Origin of the sequence: Paraburkholderia sp. J76 (genome assembly GCF_905220295.1) — a bacterium.
Classification (GTDB): Bacteria; Pseudomonadota; Gammaproteobacteria; order Burkholderiales; family Burkholderiaceae; genus Paraburkholderia.
The window spans coordinates 227240-243551 of the sequence record NZ_CAJMZJ010000011.1; the positions used below are offsets into that span (position 1 = coordinate 227240).

A 16312-nucleotide genomic window follows, 5' to 3' on the forward strand; every position below is an offset into this window, starting at 1 on the left:
AAATTCCCACAAATCGCCCAGTATTTTCTTTTTAATTATCGGACATTTGTCAATTCGAATTAAAGTTCAATGAACTTTAATTGACGACGTCGGAATACTCCGACGTCACCTCAGCAACTCCCTCACTTCCTCTGAATAAACTCCACCTTATACCCATCCGGATCGGTCACAAACGCAATCACCGTAGACCCATGCTTCATCGGTCCAGCCTCACGCACCACCGTCCCGCCCTGCTCCTTGATCTTCGCGCAGGCAGCGTAAGCATCCTCAACTTCAACCGCCAGATGCCCGAACCCTGTCCCAAGATCATACGAAGCCGTATCCCAGTTATGCGTAAGCTCGATCACGGTGCCGTCGCGCTCGTCCGTGTACCCGACGAAGGCCAGCGTGAACTTGCCATCGGGGTAGTCTTCGCGGCGCAGCAATTTCATGCCGAGCAGTTCGGTATAGAACTTGATCGAGCGATCGAGGTCGCCGACCCGGATCATCGTGTGCAGAAGGCGCATGGTGTACTCCGTTATGCCGTCGTCAAAAAGCGGACTGTACCAAAAACACGCCGGCTCTGCCGACGCCGGCAAGGTGCGCCGATTTGCTCTAGCATGAACGCCATTCCGAAATTGCCCACGGTAATTTCGATAAACGCAAGCAACGAGGAGTAGACATGCGAATTCTGGTAGTCGGAGCGGGGGCGACGGGCGGCTATTTCGGCGGCCGGCTCGCTGCTGCGGGGCGTGACGTGACGTTTCTGGTACGCGAGGCGCGCGCCGCGCAATTGCGCGAGGCGGGCCTCGTCATTCGCAGTCCTGCGGGCGATCTCACATTGGGCGACGTCAAGACCGTCACGCGCGAAGCGCTAGAGTCGCAGGGCGGCGAGCCGTTCGATCTCGTGCTGCTGAGTTGCAAGGCCTACGACCTGGACAACGCCATCGATTCGTTCGCCGCAGCCGTCGGCCCGCGCACGCTGATCCTGCCGCTACTCAACGGCATGCGCCATCTCGAAATCCTGCAGGCGCGCTTCGGCACGCAGGCGGTGCTCGGCGGCGTGTGCCTGATCGCCTCCACGCTCAACGAGAAGCGCGAGATCGTGCATCTGAACGACGTGCAAGCCATCACGTTCGGCGAACTCGGCGGCGGCGTGTCGGCGCGCGCGCAAGCCGTAGCGGATCAATTCGGCGATGCCGGTTTCCACGTGAAGGCGAGCGATCACATCCGGCAGGAGATGTGGGAGAAGTGGGTGTTCCTGGCGTCCCTCGCGGGCAGCACGTGTCTTTTCCGTGCGAGCGTCGGCGTGATTCTCGCCACGCCCGACGGCGCCGCGATCGTAGAGCGTCTCTTCGCCGAATGCCGCGCAATCGCAGCCCAACACGGCCACGCCGTGCGCGAGAGCTTCGTCGAGCGTTCGCGCGGCATGTTGTTCGCCAAGGGTTCGTCGCTCACCGCGTCGATGTTGCGCGACGTGCAGAACGGTTCGCGCATCGAGGCCGATCACGTGATCGGCGACCTGATCCAGCGCGGCGGCGCGGCACAGCATGCGTCGACCGAGCTTTCGGTACTGCGCGTCGTCTATAGCCAGCTCAAGGCCTACGAGGCGCAGCGCGGCGAGGCGTCCTGAGCGAAGGCGGATGCGCCGCCGGCATGGCGGCGCATTGCTGAGACCTCAAGCGCGCATCAAGCGCCGCCTGCCCCTTCCAGCGCCTGCGCGAGGCTCACATATTCCTCGACGCGCACTTCCTCGGCACGGCGCGCCAGATCGAATCCGAGCGCGTCGAAGTCGAGGCGTTCGCGGTAATCTCCGAGCGTATTGCGCAGCATCTTGCGGCGCTGCGAGAACGCGGCCGTCACGAGTTCGCCGAGCAGAGCGCCGTTCACCTTCGGCAGTTCGTGCGGCGCGTAGGGAATCATGCGGACGATCGCGGAATCCACCTTGGGCGGCGGCTGAAACGACTCGGGCGGCACATCGATCAGCTTGTCGATCACGTAGCGATACTGAAGCATGACCGTGAGGCGGCCGAACGCCTTGCTGCCCGGCTGCGCCACCATGCGCTCGACCACTTCGTTCTGCAGCATGAAGTGCTGGTCGATCACGCGGTCGGCGAACGAGACGAGGTGAAACAGCAGCGGGCTCGAAATGTTGTACGGCAGGTTGCCGACAATGCGCAGCGTGGGCTTCTCGCCCGGCGCCGCGAGCGAGCCGAAGTCGAACGCGAGCGCGTCGCCCGCATGCAGTTCGAGCAATGGTCCGAACTTTTTCGTGAGGCGCGCAATCAGGTCGCGGTCCAGCTCTACCGCGTGCAGCGGCGATTCGGGCGTGGCGACGCGTTCGATGAGCGGCTCGGTGAGCGCGCCGAGACCCGGCCCGATCTCGACCATGCGCTCCCCGCGCTGCGGCCGAATGACGTCGACGATCGAGTCGATCACGCCCATATCGACGAGGAAGTTCTGGCCGAAGCGCTTGCGCGCAAAGTGGCCCTGGTGCTGTCTGCTGCTGTTGGACATCTTCTCTGGATTCAGTCAGATAGCGCGCCGGTGGCGCGCCATCGAAACGGCGGTGTCGAGGGCGGCGATCAGGCTGCCCGCGTCCGCGCGGCCGGTGCCGGCGAGGTCGAGCGCGGTGCCATGATCGACGGAGGTGCGCACGATCGGCAAGCCGAGCGTGACGTTGATGCCTTCGCCAAACGTCGCGTATTTCAGGACCGGCAGGCCCTGGTCGTGGAACATCGCCAGCACGCAGTCCGCGTCCTTGAGGTAGCGCGGCTGGAACAGCGTGTCGGCGGGGTATGGCCCGCGCGCATCGATGCCTTGTGCTGCGGCGGCGGCCAGCGCCGGCGAAATCGTGTCGATTTCCTCACGCCCGAGGTAGCCGTTCTCGCCCGCGTGCGGGTTGAGGCCGGTCACGAGGATGCGCGGCAGCGGCACGCCGAAATGATGACGCAGATCATGGTCAATGATGCCAAGTGTTTCGACGAGCCCTTCGACCGTGAGCGCCGCGGAAACGTCCTTGAGCGGCAAATGCGTCGTGGCGAGCGCCACGCGCAACGGTCGCGCGCCGGTGCCCGCGAGCATCATGACCACGCGCGGCGTATGCGTGCGTTCGGCGAGATATTCGGTATGACCGGTGAACGGCACGCCGGCATCGTTGATGGTGCTCTTTTGCAGCGGCGCGGTGACGATCGCGTCGAATTCGCCGGCCAGCGCACCGTCGATGGCGCGATCGAGCAACGCCAGCACATAGGGGCCGTTCGCGGCATCGAGTTTGCCGGGCTTCGCGGGCGCGGCGAGCGACACGTGCTCGACCTGCACGGGCTGGTTCGCCAGCACCGCGCCCCACTCGACGCCGGCGGCTTTCGCGCGCGCTTCGAGCAACGCGCTGTCGCCGAGCACGACGAATTGCGCGTCGGGCCAGTGCGCCGAGGCGCCCGCCAGCGCGGCGGCCGTCAGCTCCGGGCCGACGCCGGCCGGCTCGCCCGTGGTGATGGCGATGCGGATCGGCCCCGCCCTCCGCGGAGCCGGCGACGACGATGCGGAGGCGTTCATGGCTCGATCCCTCGTGACTGCGCTTAGTTGTGCGGCGGCGTCATGCCCGCGATCTTGTAATCGACGTAGGCGCTGTCGCGCAGCTCGCGCAGCCAGTCGGCGTAGGCCTGCTCGGCCTTGCGCTGGCCGATGGCCTGACGCGCGAGTTCCATCTGCTGCGCGATCGAGCCTTCGGCGTCGCGGCGGCCCAGCACCTGGATCAGGTGGTAGCCGTACTCGGTGCGAATCGGCTCGCTCAACTGGCCGTCCTGCAGCGTGTTCATGGCGCGCTCGAATTCGGGCACCGTTTCGCCCGGGCTGATCCAGCCGAGGTCGCCGCCCTGCGAGGCCGAGCCGTCCTGCGAGTAGGTGCGCGCGAACTTGGCGAAGTCGCCGCCCGCCGCGATTTCCTGGCGGATTTCGAGCAGCTTCTGGCGCGCCTGCGGCTCGGACATGCCGTCGCCCACGCGCAGCAGGATGTGGCGCACGTGCGTTTGCACGAGCTTGGGCGCGTCGGCGGCCGTACCCTGCCCCTGGCGGCGCTCCACGAGACGCACGATCTCGAAGCCGTCGCTGGTACGGATCACCGTGGGATTCACCTCGCCCGGGCGCAGCGTGGAAGCGGCCGTCACCAGCTCGGGCGGCAGCTTCGACTGCGGCACAAAGCCCATGTCGCCGCCCTTGCTCGCGTCGCTCGCCTGCGAGTTCGACTTCGCGAGGCTTTCGAACTTGCTGCCCGACTGGGCTTCCTTGAGCAGCGCGTTGGCCTTCGCCTGCGCGGCTTCGATGTCGGTTTCCGAGGCGTTCAGCGGCGCCTTGATGAAGATGTGCTGGAAGTGCAGATCGCTCGACTGGCCCGCGTTCGGTCCGCGCTGGCTCGCGATGTAGTTCGCGACTTCGGCGTCGGACACCGTGACCTTGCTGTCCACTTCCTTCTCGCGCAGCTTCGAGAGCGTGAGTTCGGTGCGCGCATCGCGCATGAACGTGGTCCAGGGCACCCCGGCCGCCTCGATCCGCGCGCGATAGGTGGCGAGATCCATGCCGTTGGCCTGCGCGAGACGCTCCAGCGTGCGCTGCACAGCGGCGTCGTCCACGGTGATGCCGTCTTCCTTGGCCTTCTGAAGCTGAATGCGCTCGAGCACCATCTGGTTGAGCACCTGCGCGCGCAACTGGTCCTCGGGTGGCACCGGCGCGTTTTGCTGCTGCAGCCGGTGAGCGATCATTTCCGCGCGGCTATCGAGTTCGCGCTGCGTGATCACGCCGTCATTGACGACTGCGGCGATCGTATCGACCGTCTGGCCGTTGCCGGCCGGGAGACCTTGAGCTTGCGCCGGCGTGGCCGGCAACACGCCTGCGACGGCGAAGAGACTCGCAGCGTACGCTGCCAGGCGAAGCTTTTTCATGATTCCCACAGATACTCCAATGTTGGCGGGCACGCTTCGCCCGTCTCTATGCAACCGACACCGCGTTGCTCCGAAGCGCCTTCGTGAGGAAAGCGAACCGGATCACGCGTTATTGATAATCCGTGAAGCGCGAATCCGGCGGCGCCTGACCCGGTAGCTGCGTATACCCCGGCACAGCGGTCCTGAACGCGGCCACCAGCCCGTTGTCGACGTTCGAGAGTCCCTTGAGCGTGAGCTGCGCGAGAAACCGCGTTGACGAATTCGGCGTGCCCGACGTATTGAGGCCGTTCGCGTAACGCTGCAGGCCGACCCCGAGCACCCAGCAGTCGGCGTCGTACTGCATGCCGACCAGGCCGTCGACGATCCGATGGCCGTTCAGATCGTAGTTGAAGCGGCCCACGGCGTACACCCGGTGCGAGAACGGCCATTGAGCCGAGACCAGGATCTGGTTGATCGGCTGGTAGTCGAGCGTGGTGTTCGCGCGCGTGTAGCGGTAGGCCACGTTCAGCACGCGGCTCGTGCCCGGGCTGTACCCAAAACCGACGCTCGCCTTCGTGAGCTGGTTGTTGTCGGCATTATATTGGAACGCCGTTTCCGAAGCGAAACCGGCCCCGATTTTGAGCGCCGCGCCCGCGATCAGGTCCGAATGCGTCGCCTGACTCGTGCTTTCGCCCGAGTTGAGCGTAACGCGCTGGTCCTGGAAGTAGTACTGCTGCGCGATCACGAAGCGCGCGCGCTCGTCGCCCGATGCCGGGTCGATGAAGCGCGTGGTGAGCGCGGCCGTGATGCGGTTCGCGTCGGCGATGCGATCGTTGCCGACGAAGGTATTCGGCGTGAAGATTTCCGCGAGGCCGAAGTCCGACTCGGCGGTATCGAAAAGGGGCGCGAACTGCTGGTTGCGGTACGGCGTGTACACGTAGTACAGGCGCGGTTCCAGCGTCTGGATGTAATCCTGGCCGAACAGGTGGACCGAGCGGTCGAACACGAGGCCCGTGTCGAAGCTGAAGGTCGGAATCGATTCCGTGAAGCTCTTCGGCGTGCCGACGGGGGAACCGAAGGTCGTGCCCGCGGGCCCGATGTTGCTCAGGTTGTACGACGCGAAGTGCCACTGAACCTTCGGCGTGACGAAGTAACCCGGCCCCATCAACGAGTACGACAGGTACGGATTGAAGACGACGCGATCGCCTTCGGTCGCGTTCTCTTCCGTGATGCGGAAGCGCGAGTAGTCGGCTTCCATGCCGTAGTCGAAGCCGCCGACGTTGTACTTCGCGTACTTCACGTTCAACTGCGGCTCGCGGCCGTACGGCGGCGTCGACGACTCGACCACCTGCCAGTGCTGGTAGCGCCCCAGCACGGACCACGGGCCGTTGTTGTACGTGAGGCCGGCTTCCTGCTGATACAGTGTCTGCGTGCCGTTCAGGAACTGGTTGGCCGGCGACGACAGGTCCGACGGATAGGTATTGTCCGAGACCTTGTTGTAGTAGACGTAACCGCCGAACCCGTTGCCGAAGTTCTGGTTGTGCTGGATGAACAGCGCGTAGCGGTTCGTCTTCGTAATCGCGTCGTCGGGCAGGAACGTCCCGGTGATCGATCCCGAGTAGTTCGTCGAGAGATACCGGTAGTTGCCCTGCAAAAAGACGCCCCGCTTCGAGATGATCTCGGGCGTGAACGTGAAATCGCGGTTCGGCGCGATGTTGAAGTAATACGGCAGCGAGATTTCGTAGCCGTTCGTCGAGCTGACCGAGAACGTCGGCGGCAGCAGGCCGCTGCGGCGGTCGCCCGAAAGCGGGAACGACAGCCACGGGCTCGCGAAAACCGGCACGTCCTGGAAGAACAGCACGGCGTTGTGCGCGACGCCTTCGTCGCTGCCGGTATCGAAATCGAACTCGCTGCCCTTGATGTACCAGGCCGGATTGGCCGAGCAGCGGCACGCGGTGTAGGTGCCGTTCGTGAGCACCGAGCGCTCGCTGTCGAGCAGGTCGGCGCGCGCGGCGCTGCCGGAGCCGCCCGTGAGCGTGAAATGGTACTTCGGCGCGGGCATGAAGCCCTCGTTCGCCTCGACCTTCAGGTGCGCCTCGGGCCCCGTGAACGTCGTGCCGTTCTGCACGACCACGACATTGCCGTAGGCATTGGCCATGTCGGTGTCCTGGTCGTAGTGCAGGGCGTCGCCCTTTACCACGTTCGTGCCCTGGCGCAGTTCCCCCGCGCCTCTCACCGCGAGGTCGGTGTCCACCGTGCCGGTCGTCGAATAGCCGAGCACGAAGGTCGCCGGGTGCTGGCCCGACGCGTTAGGGTGATCCTCGAGTTGCGGGGCGAGCCGCAGGCCCGACGGGCCGTCGATCTGCTGGGGCTGCGCGGCCGCGCCCGAAAGCTGGGCGTGCGCGAACGCGGGCACCAGACCCGGCACGGTCAGGAGTGCCGCGATGAGCCGCCGCTTGCCCGGCACGCCGTCGTCACTAGGGGAGATCGTCTGGAAAAACTGTCTGGGCGGCATGTATGGTTTTGGCGAATCGGCCCGGCCGCCTGCCCTCTCCATGATGGTGGCCCGCCTGAGCACCCGCCTCCCGATGAACCGGATCGAGGCCGGGCTGCAAACAATTAATTACAATTCATCGAACCCTGGAGCGACGATGAATGGGGCGAGCGAACCGTCATGCGGGCTTTGGCGCGAGTCGCGTCAAAAAAGTCGTGGGGTATTATATGGCAAGACGTTGATCCACTGATTTTGCCTCTGGCTTTCATGACCTTTTCCGCCGCGCATTCCTCCGCCGCTTCCCAGACCGACAGCCGCCGCGACCTGCTCGCCGCCTGGCTCGGCAGCCACGCCGGACAGTACGTCCTCGACCTCGCCACGCTCGCCCCCGCCTCGGCCGATGCGAGCTTCCGGCGTTATTTCCGCCTCGGAAGCGCGGGCGCGCACGGCGCGACGCTGATCGCCGTGGACGCCCCGCCGCCCGAAAAGAGCCGCGAATTCGCCCAGATCGCGCAGTTGCTCGAAGCGGCCGGTGTCCACGTACCGCGCGTACTCGAAGCCGATTTCGACGCGGGCTTCATGCTTGTGACCGATCTCGGCACCGCGCCCTACCTGGCAACGCTGCAGCAAGCCGGCCCCGGTGCGCGCTCGCGCGAGCTGATGCGCGACGCCATCGACGCGCTGATCCGCTGGCAACTGAGTTCGCGGCCGGGCGTGCTGCCGGACTTCGACGAAGCCTTCATGCGCCGCGAAATGGAGCTGATGCCCGAGTGGTATCTGGAGCGCCATCTGGGCCGCAAGGTGGACGAAGCCACGCGCGGCGTGCTCGATCGCACCTTTGCGCTGCTCGTGGCGAGCGCTCGCGCGCAGCCGCAAACCTTCATGCTGCGCGACTTCATGCCCCGCAACCTGATGATCGCCACGCCCAACCCCGGCGTGCTCGACTTCCAGGACGCCGTGTACGGCCCCATCACGTACGACGTCGTGTCGCTGCTGCGCGACGCCTTCCTGAGCTGGGACGAGGAGTTCGAACTCGACTGCTTCGCGCACTACTGGGAGCGTGCAAAGAAGGCCGGACTGCCAGTCGACGCCGACTTCGGCGAGTTCTACCGCCAGCTCGAGTGGATGGGCCTGCAGCGCCACATCAAGGTGCTGGGCCTTTTCTGCCGCATCAATTATCGCGACAGCAAACCGCATTACATGGCCGACTTGCCGCGCTTTCTCGGTTACGCGAGCAAAGTCGCACACCGATATCGCCCGCTCGCGCCGTTCGCGCGGCTCATCGACGAACTGCAGGGCAGCGCCGTCGAAGTCGCTTATACCTTCTGAAAAACCCTCTGAAGCGGGCCGTCATGACCCAATCGAATCACACGGCCGCCCGGGCGAGTCACGGCCGCACCGCCATGATCTTCGCCGCCGGACGCGGCGAACGCATGCGCCCGCTTACCGACACCTGCCCGAAGCCGCTCCTCGCCGTGGGCGGCAAACCGCTCGTCGTGTGGCAGATCGAGAGGCTCGCCGCGGCGGGCTACACGCGCGTCGTCGTCAATCACGCGTGGCTTGGCGCGCAGATCGAAGCCGCGCTGGGCGACGGCGCGCGCTTTGGCGTGACGCTCCACTATTCGCCCGAGCACGACGCGCTCGAAACGGCGGGTGGCATTGCGCAGGCGCTGCCGCTCATCGAGTCGAACGGCACGCCCGAGGTGTTCCTCGCGGTGAGCGGCGACGTCTACAGCGCGTACGACTTCGCACACCTGAACGCGCACGCGCAAGCGCTGGCGGCGCAAGCGCAGCCCGGCATGCATCTCGTGATGGTGCCGAATCCGCCGTTCCATCCGAAGGGCGACTTCGCGCTGAACGCTGACGGCCGGCTCGCGCTCGAAGGCGCGCCGCGCTACACGTTCGGCAATATCGGCCTTTACGACACGCGCATGTTCCGCGATCTCGCTCCCGGCACGAAGCGCGCGCTCACGCCGTACTATCGCGAGGCGATCGCGCAAGGACGCGCGAGCGGCGAACTCTACGAAGGCGTGTGGGAAAACGTCGGCACGCCCGCGCAGCTCGAAGCGCTAGACGCAGCGCTGCGAAATCCGGCTCACGCGCACCAAGGCTAAAACCGGCAAACGGCGGCGCGCTTCAATCGCCGCCCGCGGCCGGCAACTCCACCTGTCCTCGCTCGGACTGCGGCGTCCCGGCCGCCCTCTGCTGCTGAAGCGCCCACATCTGCGCATAGTGACCGCCCGCGCGCATCAGTTCCGCATGCGTGCCGCGCTCGACGATGCGCCCATGGTCCATCACGATGATCTGCTGCGCGTGCACGACGGTCGAAAGGCGGTGCGCGATCACGAGCGTCGTGCGCTCGCGCGCGATCTGGTCGAGTTCGTGCTGGATGGCCCGCTCCGAGCGCGAATCGAGCGCTGACGTCGCTTCGTCGAACAGCAGGATCGGCGGATTCTTGAGCAGCGTGCGCGCGATCGCCACGCGCTGTTTCTCGCCGCCCGAAAGCTTGAGCCCGCGCTCGCCCACGGGCGTGTCGTAGCCCTTGGGCAGGCTCTCGATGAACGCGTGAATATGCGCCGCGCGCGCCGCCGCGATCACTTCCTCGCGGCTCGCAGTGGGCCGTCCATAGGCGATGTTGTAGTAGATCGAGTCGTTGAACAGCACCGTGTCCTGCGGCACGATGCCGATCGAAGCGCGCAGCGAGTCCTGCGTCACGTCGCGAATATCCTGGCCGTCGATGGTGATCACTCCGCCGCTTCTACCAGCTTCCGCACGGTCCAGATCGTAAAAGCGGAACAACAGCCGCGCGAGCGTGGACTTGCCCGAGCCGCTATGCCCCACCACGGCCGTCGTCGTCCCCGCCGCAATCGTGAAGCTCAGGTCGTGCAGAATCTGGCGCGACGGCTCGTACGCGAAGTTCACATGCGAGAAGCGCACCTCGCCGCCGCGCACCGCGAGCGCCTGCGCGCCGGGCACATCGGCCACTTCGCGCTCGACGGTGAGCAGCGTGAACATGCGGTCCATGTCGGTGAGGCTTTGCTTGAGTTCGCGATACACCACGCCGAGAAAATTCAGCGGAATGTAGAGCTGCAGCATGAACGTGTTGATGAGCACGAGGTCGCCGAGCGTGAGCCGCCCTGCCATCACGCCCTGCGTGGCGCGCCAGAGAATGAACACGAGCCCCGTGCCGATGATCGCCTGCTGCCCGAAGTTGAGCGCGGAAAGCGAATGCTGCGACTTGATCGCGGCCTGCCGGTAGCGGTGCAGGTTTTCGTCGTAACGCCTCGTCTCCCATTCTTCGTTGCCGAAGTACTTCACGGTTTCGTAGTTGATGAGCGAATCGATCGCACGCGCGTTGGCGCGCGAATCGAGCTCGTTCATCGTGCGGCGAAAATGCGTGCGCCACTCGGTCACCTTCACCGTAAACGCGATGTACGCCACGAGCGCGATGAGCGTAACGATCGCGTAATACGCCTCGTACTTCACCACGAAGAAGCCGAGCACGAGGCCGACTTCCACGAGCGTCGGCAGGATGCTGTAGAGCGAATACGAAATGAGCTGCGTGATGCCGCGCGTGCCGCGCTCGATGTCGCGCGACATGCCGCCCGTCTGCCGATCGAGGTGAAAGCGCAGCGAGAGCGCGTGCAGATGGCGGAACACCTTGAGCGCGAGCTGGCGCACGGCGCTCTCGGTCACTTTCGAAAAGAGGATTTCGCGCAGTTCGGTGAAGAGCGACGTCGAGAGACGCACCACCGCGTAAGCCACCACGAGCAGCCCGATGCCGCCCGCGAGCACGATGCCCGGCGCGTGCTCCGCGCGACCGAGCGCGGTGAGATGGCGCACGGAAGAAAGACCGTCGACGATGTGCTTCATCACGATCGGCACGCCGAGGTTGGCCACCTTCGCGCCGATCAGGCAGGTGAGCGCGAACGCCACGCGCCATCGGTAAGCGGTGAGGTAAGGCAGCAGCGAAAGAATCGTCTGCCAGTCGTTGCGCGGCCCGGCGGCGGGCAGCGCGGGTTCGGTGGAGGCGGGAAAGCGGCGCATGGGCGAGCAGCGGGAAACGTCCGATGCGGCGCGCGAAAGGCACGGCGCAAACGGCACGGCGAGTCATGTGGGGTTGATATGCGATTCCGGGCGACGGGTTTCGCGAGGGCGCTTTCCCGTACAATTCCTGATCGACGTATTGTCGCAGAAGGCGGCGCGCGCCGCTGAGCGTCCCGCGCCGCATCGCCATCCGCCGTTCGATCCCTTTTCATGGAAGCCCGATGACCGACTCCTTCCCGCTCCCCCAAAAATCGCCTGCGCTGCGCGTCGTGCCGCAGCCCTCGGACGCCAACGTTCACGGCGACGTCTTCGGCGGCTGGATCATGGCGCAGGTCGACATTGCCGGCTCGATTCCGGCGAGCCGCCGCGCCAACGGACGCGTCGCGACCGTCGCGGTGAACTCGTTCGTGTTCAAGCAACCGGTGTTCGTGGGCGATCTGCTGAGCTTCTACGCGGAAATCGTCAAGACCGGCAACACCTCGGTGACCGTCGAGGTGGAGGTGTACGCGCAGCGTATGCGGCTTCACGAAGACGTCGTGAAGGTGACGGAAGCCACGCTCACCTATGTCGCGACGGGCACGGACCGCCGCCCGCGCCAGTTGCCGCCGATCGAGTAACACACAGGCGAACGCCCGGCCGCCGCGCCGGGTTCAAACCGCCCACGCGAGCCCGGGCGCTTCCTCGTACGACGCGCTCGCGCGCAAGAGCGCAGCCGCCTCGTCGCCGGGCAGCGGCGGCGCGAAGAAGTACCCCTGCAACTCGTCGCACGCGCGCTCGCGCAAGAAGGCGAATTGCGCCGACGTCTCCACGCCTTCCGCGATCACCTGCAACTGCAACTCGTGCGCAAGCGCGATGATGGCCGCCGTGATCGTTTCGTCGTCGCCGCTCGTGCCGATATCCGCCACGAACGAGCGGTCGATCTTGAGCCGGTCCACCGGCAGACGCTTCAGGTAGCTCAGGCTCGAATAGCCGGTGCCGAAGTCGTCGATGGCAATGCCGATACCGAGCGCATGCAGCTCGTTCAGCATCGACACGGCTTCCTCGGCATTGCGCATGAGCGTGCTCTCGGTCAGCTCGATTTCGAGCCAGCAGGCTTGCAGCCCGGTTTCCTGCAACACGTCCTTCACGAGTTGCGCGATGTCGCGCTGATGAAACGTCTTCGCCGAGAAGTTCACGGAAACGCGCACGGGCGGCAGCCCCGCTAGCTGCCAGGCGCGGTTCTGGCGGCACGCCTCGCGCAGCACCCAGTCGGAGAGCGGGCCGATCAGGCCGCTTTCCTCCGCCACGGGAATGAACTGCGCCGGCGACACGAGGCCCACCTCCGGGTCGCGCCAGCGCACGAGCGCCTCCATGCCGATGATGCGGCCGCCCTCGATCTCCACCTGCGGCTGGTAGTGCAGCAGGAACTCGCTGTCGCGCAGCGCGCGGCGCAGGCGCCGCTCGAGATTCAGGCGTGCGCCAACGTTCGCGTTCATCTCCGGCTGGAAAAACTGGAACGTGTTGCGGCCCATGTCCTTCGCGCGGTACATCGCCACGTCGGCCTTCTTCATGAGCGTTTCGGCGTCGTTGCCGTCCTGTGGGAAAACGCTCGCGCCCATGCTGCAACCCACGTACAGCTCCGTGCCGTCGATCCACACCGGCTCCGAGATCAGCGCGCGCGCCCGTTCCATCCAGCCGATCAGCGACTTCTCGTCGATGGTCTCGGTGAGCACGATCACGAACTCGTCGCCGCCGTGGCGCGCGACCGTGTCGGTCGTGCGCGTGCAGCGCTGAAGCCGCTCGGCCACCACGCCCAGCAAACGGTCGCCCACGCTATGGCCCAGGCTGTCGTTGACGTTCTTGAAGCCGTCGAGGTCGATGAACACCACGGCCACGCCCGTGTCGTGCCGCTGCGCCGCGAGCAGCGCGTGCTGAAGCCGGTCGCGCAGCAGGTTGCGGTTGGGCAGCAGCGTGAGGCTGTCGTAGTTCGCCTGATATTCGAGCTGCTCCTGGTAGCGGATCAGCTCGGTCACGTCGTTGATGATGCCGATGTGATGCGTGATGCGGCCATCGAGATCGGGCACCGGCGCGATCAGCAACTGGTTCCAGAAGAGCACGCCGTCCTTGCGATAGTTGCGCAGCACGGCGCTCACTTCGCGGTTGGAGTGCAGCGCCTTGCGGATCGCGATGAGGCCGTCCTGTTCGCGATCGTCGCGTTGCAGGAAACGGCAGTCCTGACCGATCACCTCCGCCGGATCGAAGCCCGTGATGCGGCGAAACGCCGGATTCGCGTACTCGATCAGATTGCTGCCGCCCGGACCCGGCGCGGTGATGAGAATGGCGTTCACGCACGCATCGAGCGCGCGGCTTTGCAGGCGCAGCGCGAGATCGGCGCGCTTGCTTTCGGTGGTGTCCGAGTACGAGCCGAGCACGCCGATCACGCGGCCGTCGCCGTCGAGCAGCGGCAGCTTGCTCGTGAGCGTCGTGCGGTGCAGGCCGTCGATCGTGTGGTCGTCCTCGTAGTTGATGCGCGGCAGGCCCGACTCGATCACTTCGCGGTCCTGCTCGCGCATATCCCCGGCGTAGGCGCGCCACGGCAGATCGTCGTCGGACTTGCCGATGATCTGCTCGGGATAGGCGAGGCCCGCGTCGCGCGCGAACGTCATGTTGCAGCCGAGATAGCGCGAGTCGGCGTCCTTCCAGAAGATGCGCTGCGGAATGTTGTCGATCACCGACTCGAGCATCTGGTTCGAGCGCTGCGCCTCCGCTTCGGCCTTGATCTGCTCGGTCACGTCGTCGGCGAGCACGAACACGGCGTGACGGCCAAGAAACACGAGCGAGTGATGCGAGATGTCGGCGCTGATGATCGAGCCGTCGCGGCGGCGATGGTGCCAGATGCCGGCCATCATGCGCACGTTCTGCGTGAGCGTGTCCGAGCGTGTGAGATGTTGTTCGAGCCGCGAGACGTCCTCGACGGGACGGATGTCGCGAATCGTCATCGTGAGGAACTCTTCCTCGCTGTAGCCGTACTGCTGGATCGCCGCGGTGTTCACGGCGAGAAAGCGCAGCGTCTCGCGGTCGAACACGTACATCGGCACCGGATGCGCGTCGAACAGCCCCTGAAAGCGCTCGCTGCGCAGGCGCATGCCGCTCACGGCGCGCAGCTTCTTGCGGGCGGCGCTTTCGCGAGCGCCGAACGTGTAGATGAGGAGCGTCGCGCCCGCGAGCATCGTCACGAACAACAGCACAAGGGCGCGGCCGCGCGCGCGCGCCGACTCGGCGAGCGCGGCGGCGAGCGCCAGATCCTGCGCGCGTTGCAGCGCCGCGAGCCGTGCGTCGAGCTGGTTCACGACGCTGTCGATGCGAATGTATTCGCCGGCGAGCCACGCGGCCGTGGCGGGCGACGGCGGTTGACCGGCGGTTGAGGACACTGCGGTGGAGTTCCCGGCGCTGCTTGCTGCATCATTTGCCGCGCCGTTCGCACCCCGCGGCGCCGCCGTGAGCGTATCGAGTGTCACGGCGCTTGCCGCCGCATCGGGCGCCGCGTGCATCGGCAGGATCGTGCCGGTCACGACATGGCCGGCCATGTGTGCGTCTGCGGCGCTTCCGGCTTGGTCCGCCTGCGTTTTCGCGGCGGCGTCGCGCGCGCCCCATGGGGCCGCGGGCGAACGCGCGGCGTTTGCGGGCGTCGCCGTGCCGAATTCCTCGCTCGCCGAGCCGTCAGCCGGCACGGCCTGCTCCGCCGTGGGATCGCTAGCCGCAACGGCGGCCTGCCCGCGCTCGTCGGCCACGCGCTGTTCGGCGCGCGCAAGCGTCACGTCGATCTCGCCCGCAATCGCGCTGACCTGCGCCGCCAACGCATCGAAACGGGCTGCGAGGTCGGCATCGCCGGCCAGCTCCGCGCGCAGCGCGCGAGCGGTTTCGTCGAGCAAAGCGGCGCGCGCCGCGTGCGCGGCGGCCGGCTCCGGCTGGCCCTGCGCCGCGAAACGGCCCAGCGCGCCGACGCCGCTGCCGAGCGCGTCGCGATAGCGGTCGAGGTCGTGACGGACCGTGGCAGCCTGGCTCGCGCGCAGATCGATCTGGCGCTGACCGTCGATCTGCGTCCACGCGACAAACGCGTTCGCGCCCACGGCCGCCGCAACGACGGCCAGATTGATGAGTTGGCGCTTCGAAAAAAGGAGGTTCATGAATGCCGAGCGTCGTTCGCGCCCGCGCCGTGAGCGCGGGATGATGGGTCACGACTGCGCGCGACCGGTCGGCGCCTGACGCGCCAACCCGAAATAACGGCACGGCGGCCCGTGTCTTGAGGGCAAATGGGGAGAAAGCGGCGCGAAAATACGCGCGGCGAAAACGCGGCGGCGCGCGAGGCGGCTGCGGCCAGAGAGAATCAGCGGCTGAAAATCAACGCGGCACCGCCAGCCCAAACTCGCGCATCGCGGGCGCGAAGTCGTGATTGCTCTCGGGCTTGCGCGCGAGCTTGGCCAGCACGTAACGCTGGAACGGGGCGAGTTGCGCCCAGTCTTCCAGGCCGGGCGCCTGCAGGTTGGCAAGCTCGGCCTGCAGCGCAATGCCGCGCGGCACCGCGTTCACGTCGCGCCAGGCCGGCGCTTCTTCGGGCGCGAACCATTCCGGCTCGACGTTCGCGTGCGTGCGCATCATCTCGAAGAGCGCGTGGTCGAAATTGGGCTCGATCTGCGCGTCCTCGTCCACGGGGAAACACGCCAGCAGCCGGCGGTCCTCGTAGGGCAGCAATTGCCATTGCGCGAGCGAAATGCGCAGACCAAAGCGATCCAGATTGAAGCGCACGCACATCGGGATATAGGTGAGGTTTTCCGACGAGTCGACCTCGAACCGGAAAAGCAGCGGAGCTTCGTTCAATGCCATGGCGGTATCCTCG

General features: G+C 66.0%; 12 protein-coding genes. 4 read left to right on the plus strand and 8 right to left on the minus strand.

Annotated elements, in window-relative coordinates; genetic code table 11:
• Positions 1 to 122: 122 nt before the first annotated feature.
• The gene (gloA, locus tag U5768_RS21745) at positions 123 to 506 is read right to left on the minus strand and encodes a lactoylglutathione lyase (RefSeq protein ID WP_322032451.1); all 384 of its coding nucleotides are present in this window, start codon (positions 504 to 506) and stop codon (positions 123 to 125) included.
• A 155-nt stretch (positions 507 to 661) separates the two neighbouring features.
• On the opposite strand from gloA, the gene panE reads away from it, so the two are divergent.
• Complete coding sequence (gene panE, locus U5768_RS21750) at positions 662 to 1612, plus strand: 2-dehydropantoate 2-reductase (protein ID WP_322032452.1); 951 nt, start codon at positions 662 to 664, stop codon at positions 1610 to 1612.
• 56 nt (positions 1613 to 1668) lie between these two features.
• Here panE and rsmA read toward each other — a convergent pair whose 3' ends face one another.
• The 4 genes from rsmA to U5768_RS21770 all read right to left on the minus strand — a co-directional run bounded on the left by rsmA (position 1669) and on the right by U5768_RS21770 (position 7410).
• Positions 1669 to 2496, minus strand: coding sequence for a 16S rRNA (adenine(1518)-N(6)/adenine(1519)-N(6))-dimethyltransferase RsmA (gene rsmA, locus U5768_RS21755; RefSeq protein WP_322032453.1), 828 nt, complete (start codon positions 2494 to 2496; stop codon positions 1669 to 1671).
• Between the two features lie 15 nt (positions 2497 to 2511).
• Entirely contained in the window at positions 2512 to 3534 is a 1023-nt protein-coding gene (gene pdxA / locus U5768_RS21760; protein WP_322032454.1) for a 4-hydroxythreonine-4-phosphate dehydrogenase PdxA, read from the minus strand.
• A 23-nt stretch (positions 3535 to 3557) separates the two neighbouring features.
• The gene (locus tag U5768_RS21765) at positions 3558 to 4925 is read right to left on the minus strand and encodes a peptidylprolyl isomerase (protein WP_322032455.1); all 1368 of its coding nucleotides are present in this window, start codon (positions 4923 to 4925) and stop codon (positions 3558 to 3560) included.
• A gap of 100 nt (positions 4926 to 5025) precedes the next feature.
• Complete coding sequence (locus U5768_RS21770) at positions 5026 to 7410, minus strand: LPS-assembly protein LptD (RefSeq protein WP_322032456.1); 2385 nt, start codon at positions 7408 to 7410, stop codon at positions 5026 to 5028.
• A gap of 246 nt (positions 7411 to 7656) precedes the next feature.
• Here U5768_RS21770 and U5768_RS21775 point away from each other — a divergent pair, with 246 nt between their 5' ends.
• Entirely contained in the window at positions 7657 to 8718 is a 1062-nt protein-coding gene (locus U5768_RS21775) for an aminoglycoside phosphotransferase family protein (RefSeq protein WP_322032457.1), read from the plus strand.
• A gap of 74 nt (positions 8719 to 8792) precedes the next feature.
• Entirely contained in the window at positions 8793 to 9503 is a 711-nt protein-coding gene (gene murU, locus U5768_RS21780; protein WP_322032485.1) for an N-acetylmuramate alpha-1-phosphate uridylyltransferase MurU, read from the plus strand.
• A 22-nt stretch (positions 9504 to 9525) separates the two neighbouring features.
• Here the strand turns inward: murU and U5768_RS21785 are convergent, their stop codons facing one another.
• Positions 9526 to 11436, minus strand: coding sequence for an ABC transporter ATP-binding protein/permease (locus tag U5768_RS21785; RefSeq protein ID WP_322032458.1), 1911 nt, complete (start codon positions 11434 to 11436; stop codon positions 9526 to 9528).
• A 221-nt stretch (positions 11437 to 11657) separates the two neighbouring features.
• Between U5768_RS21785 and U5768_RS21790 the strand changes: the two genes are divergently transcribed.
• A complete protein-coding gene (locus U5768_RS21790) occupies positions 11658 to 12053 on the plus strand; it encodes an acyl-CoA thioesterase (protein WP_322032459.1) in 396 nt (131 codons plus the stop codon).
• 33 nt (positions 12054 to 12086) lie between these two features.
• Here the strand turns inward: U5768_RS21790 and U5768_RS21795 are convergent, their stop codons facing one another.
• A complete protein-coding gene (locus U5768_RS21795) occupies positions 12087 to 15602 on the minus strand; it encodes an EAL domain-containing protein (protein ID WP_322032460.1) in 3516 nt (1171 codons plus the stop codon).
• Positions 15603 to 15816: 214 nt separating this feature from the next.
• Positions 15817 to 16299, minus strand: a complete 483-nt coding sequence (locus U5768_RS21800) for a nitrate reductase associated protein (protein WP_322032461.1) — start codon at positions 16297 to 16299, stop codon at positions 15817 to 15819.
• Positions 16300 to 16312: the final 13 nt, after the last annotated feature.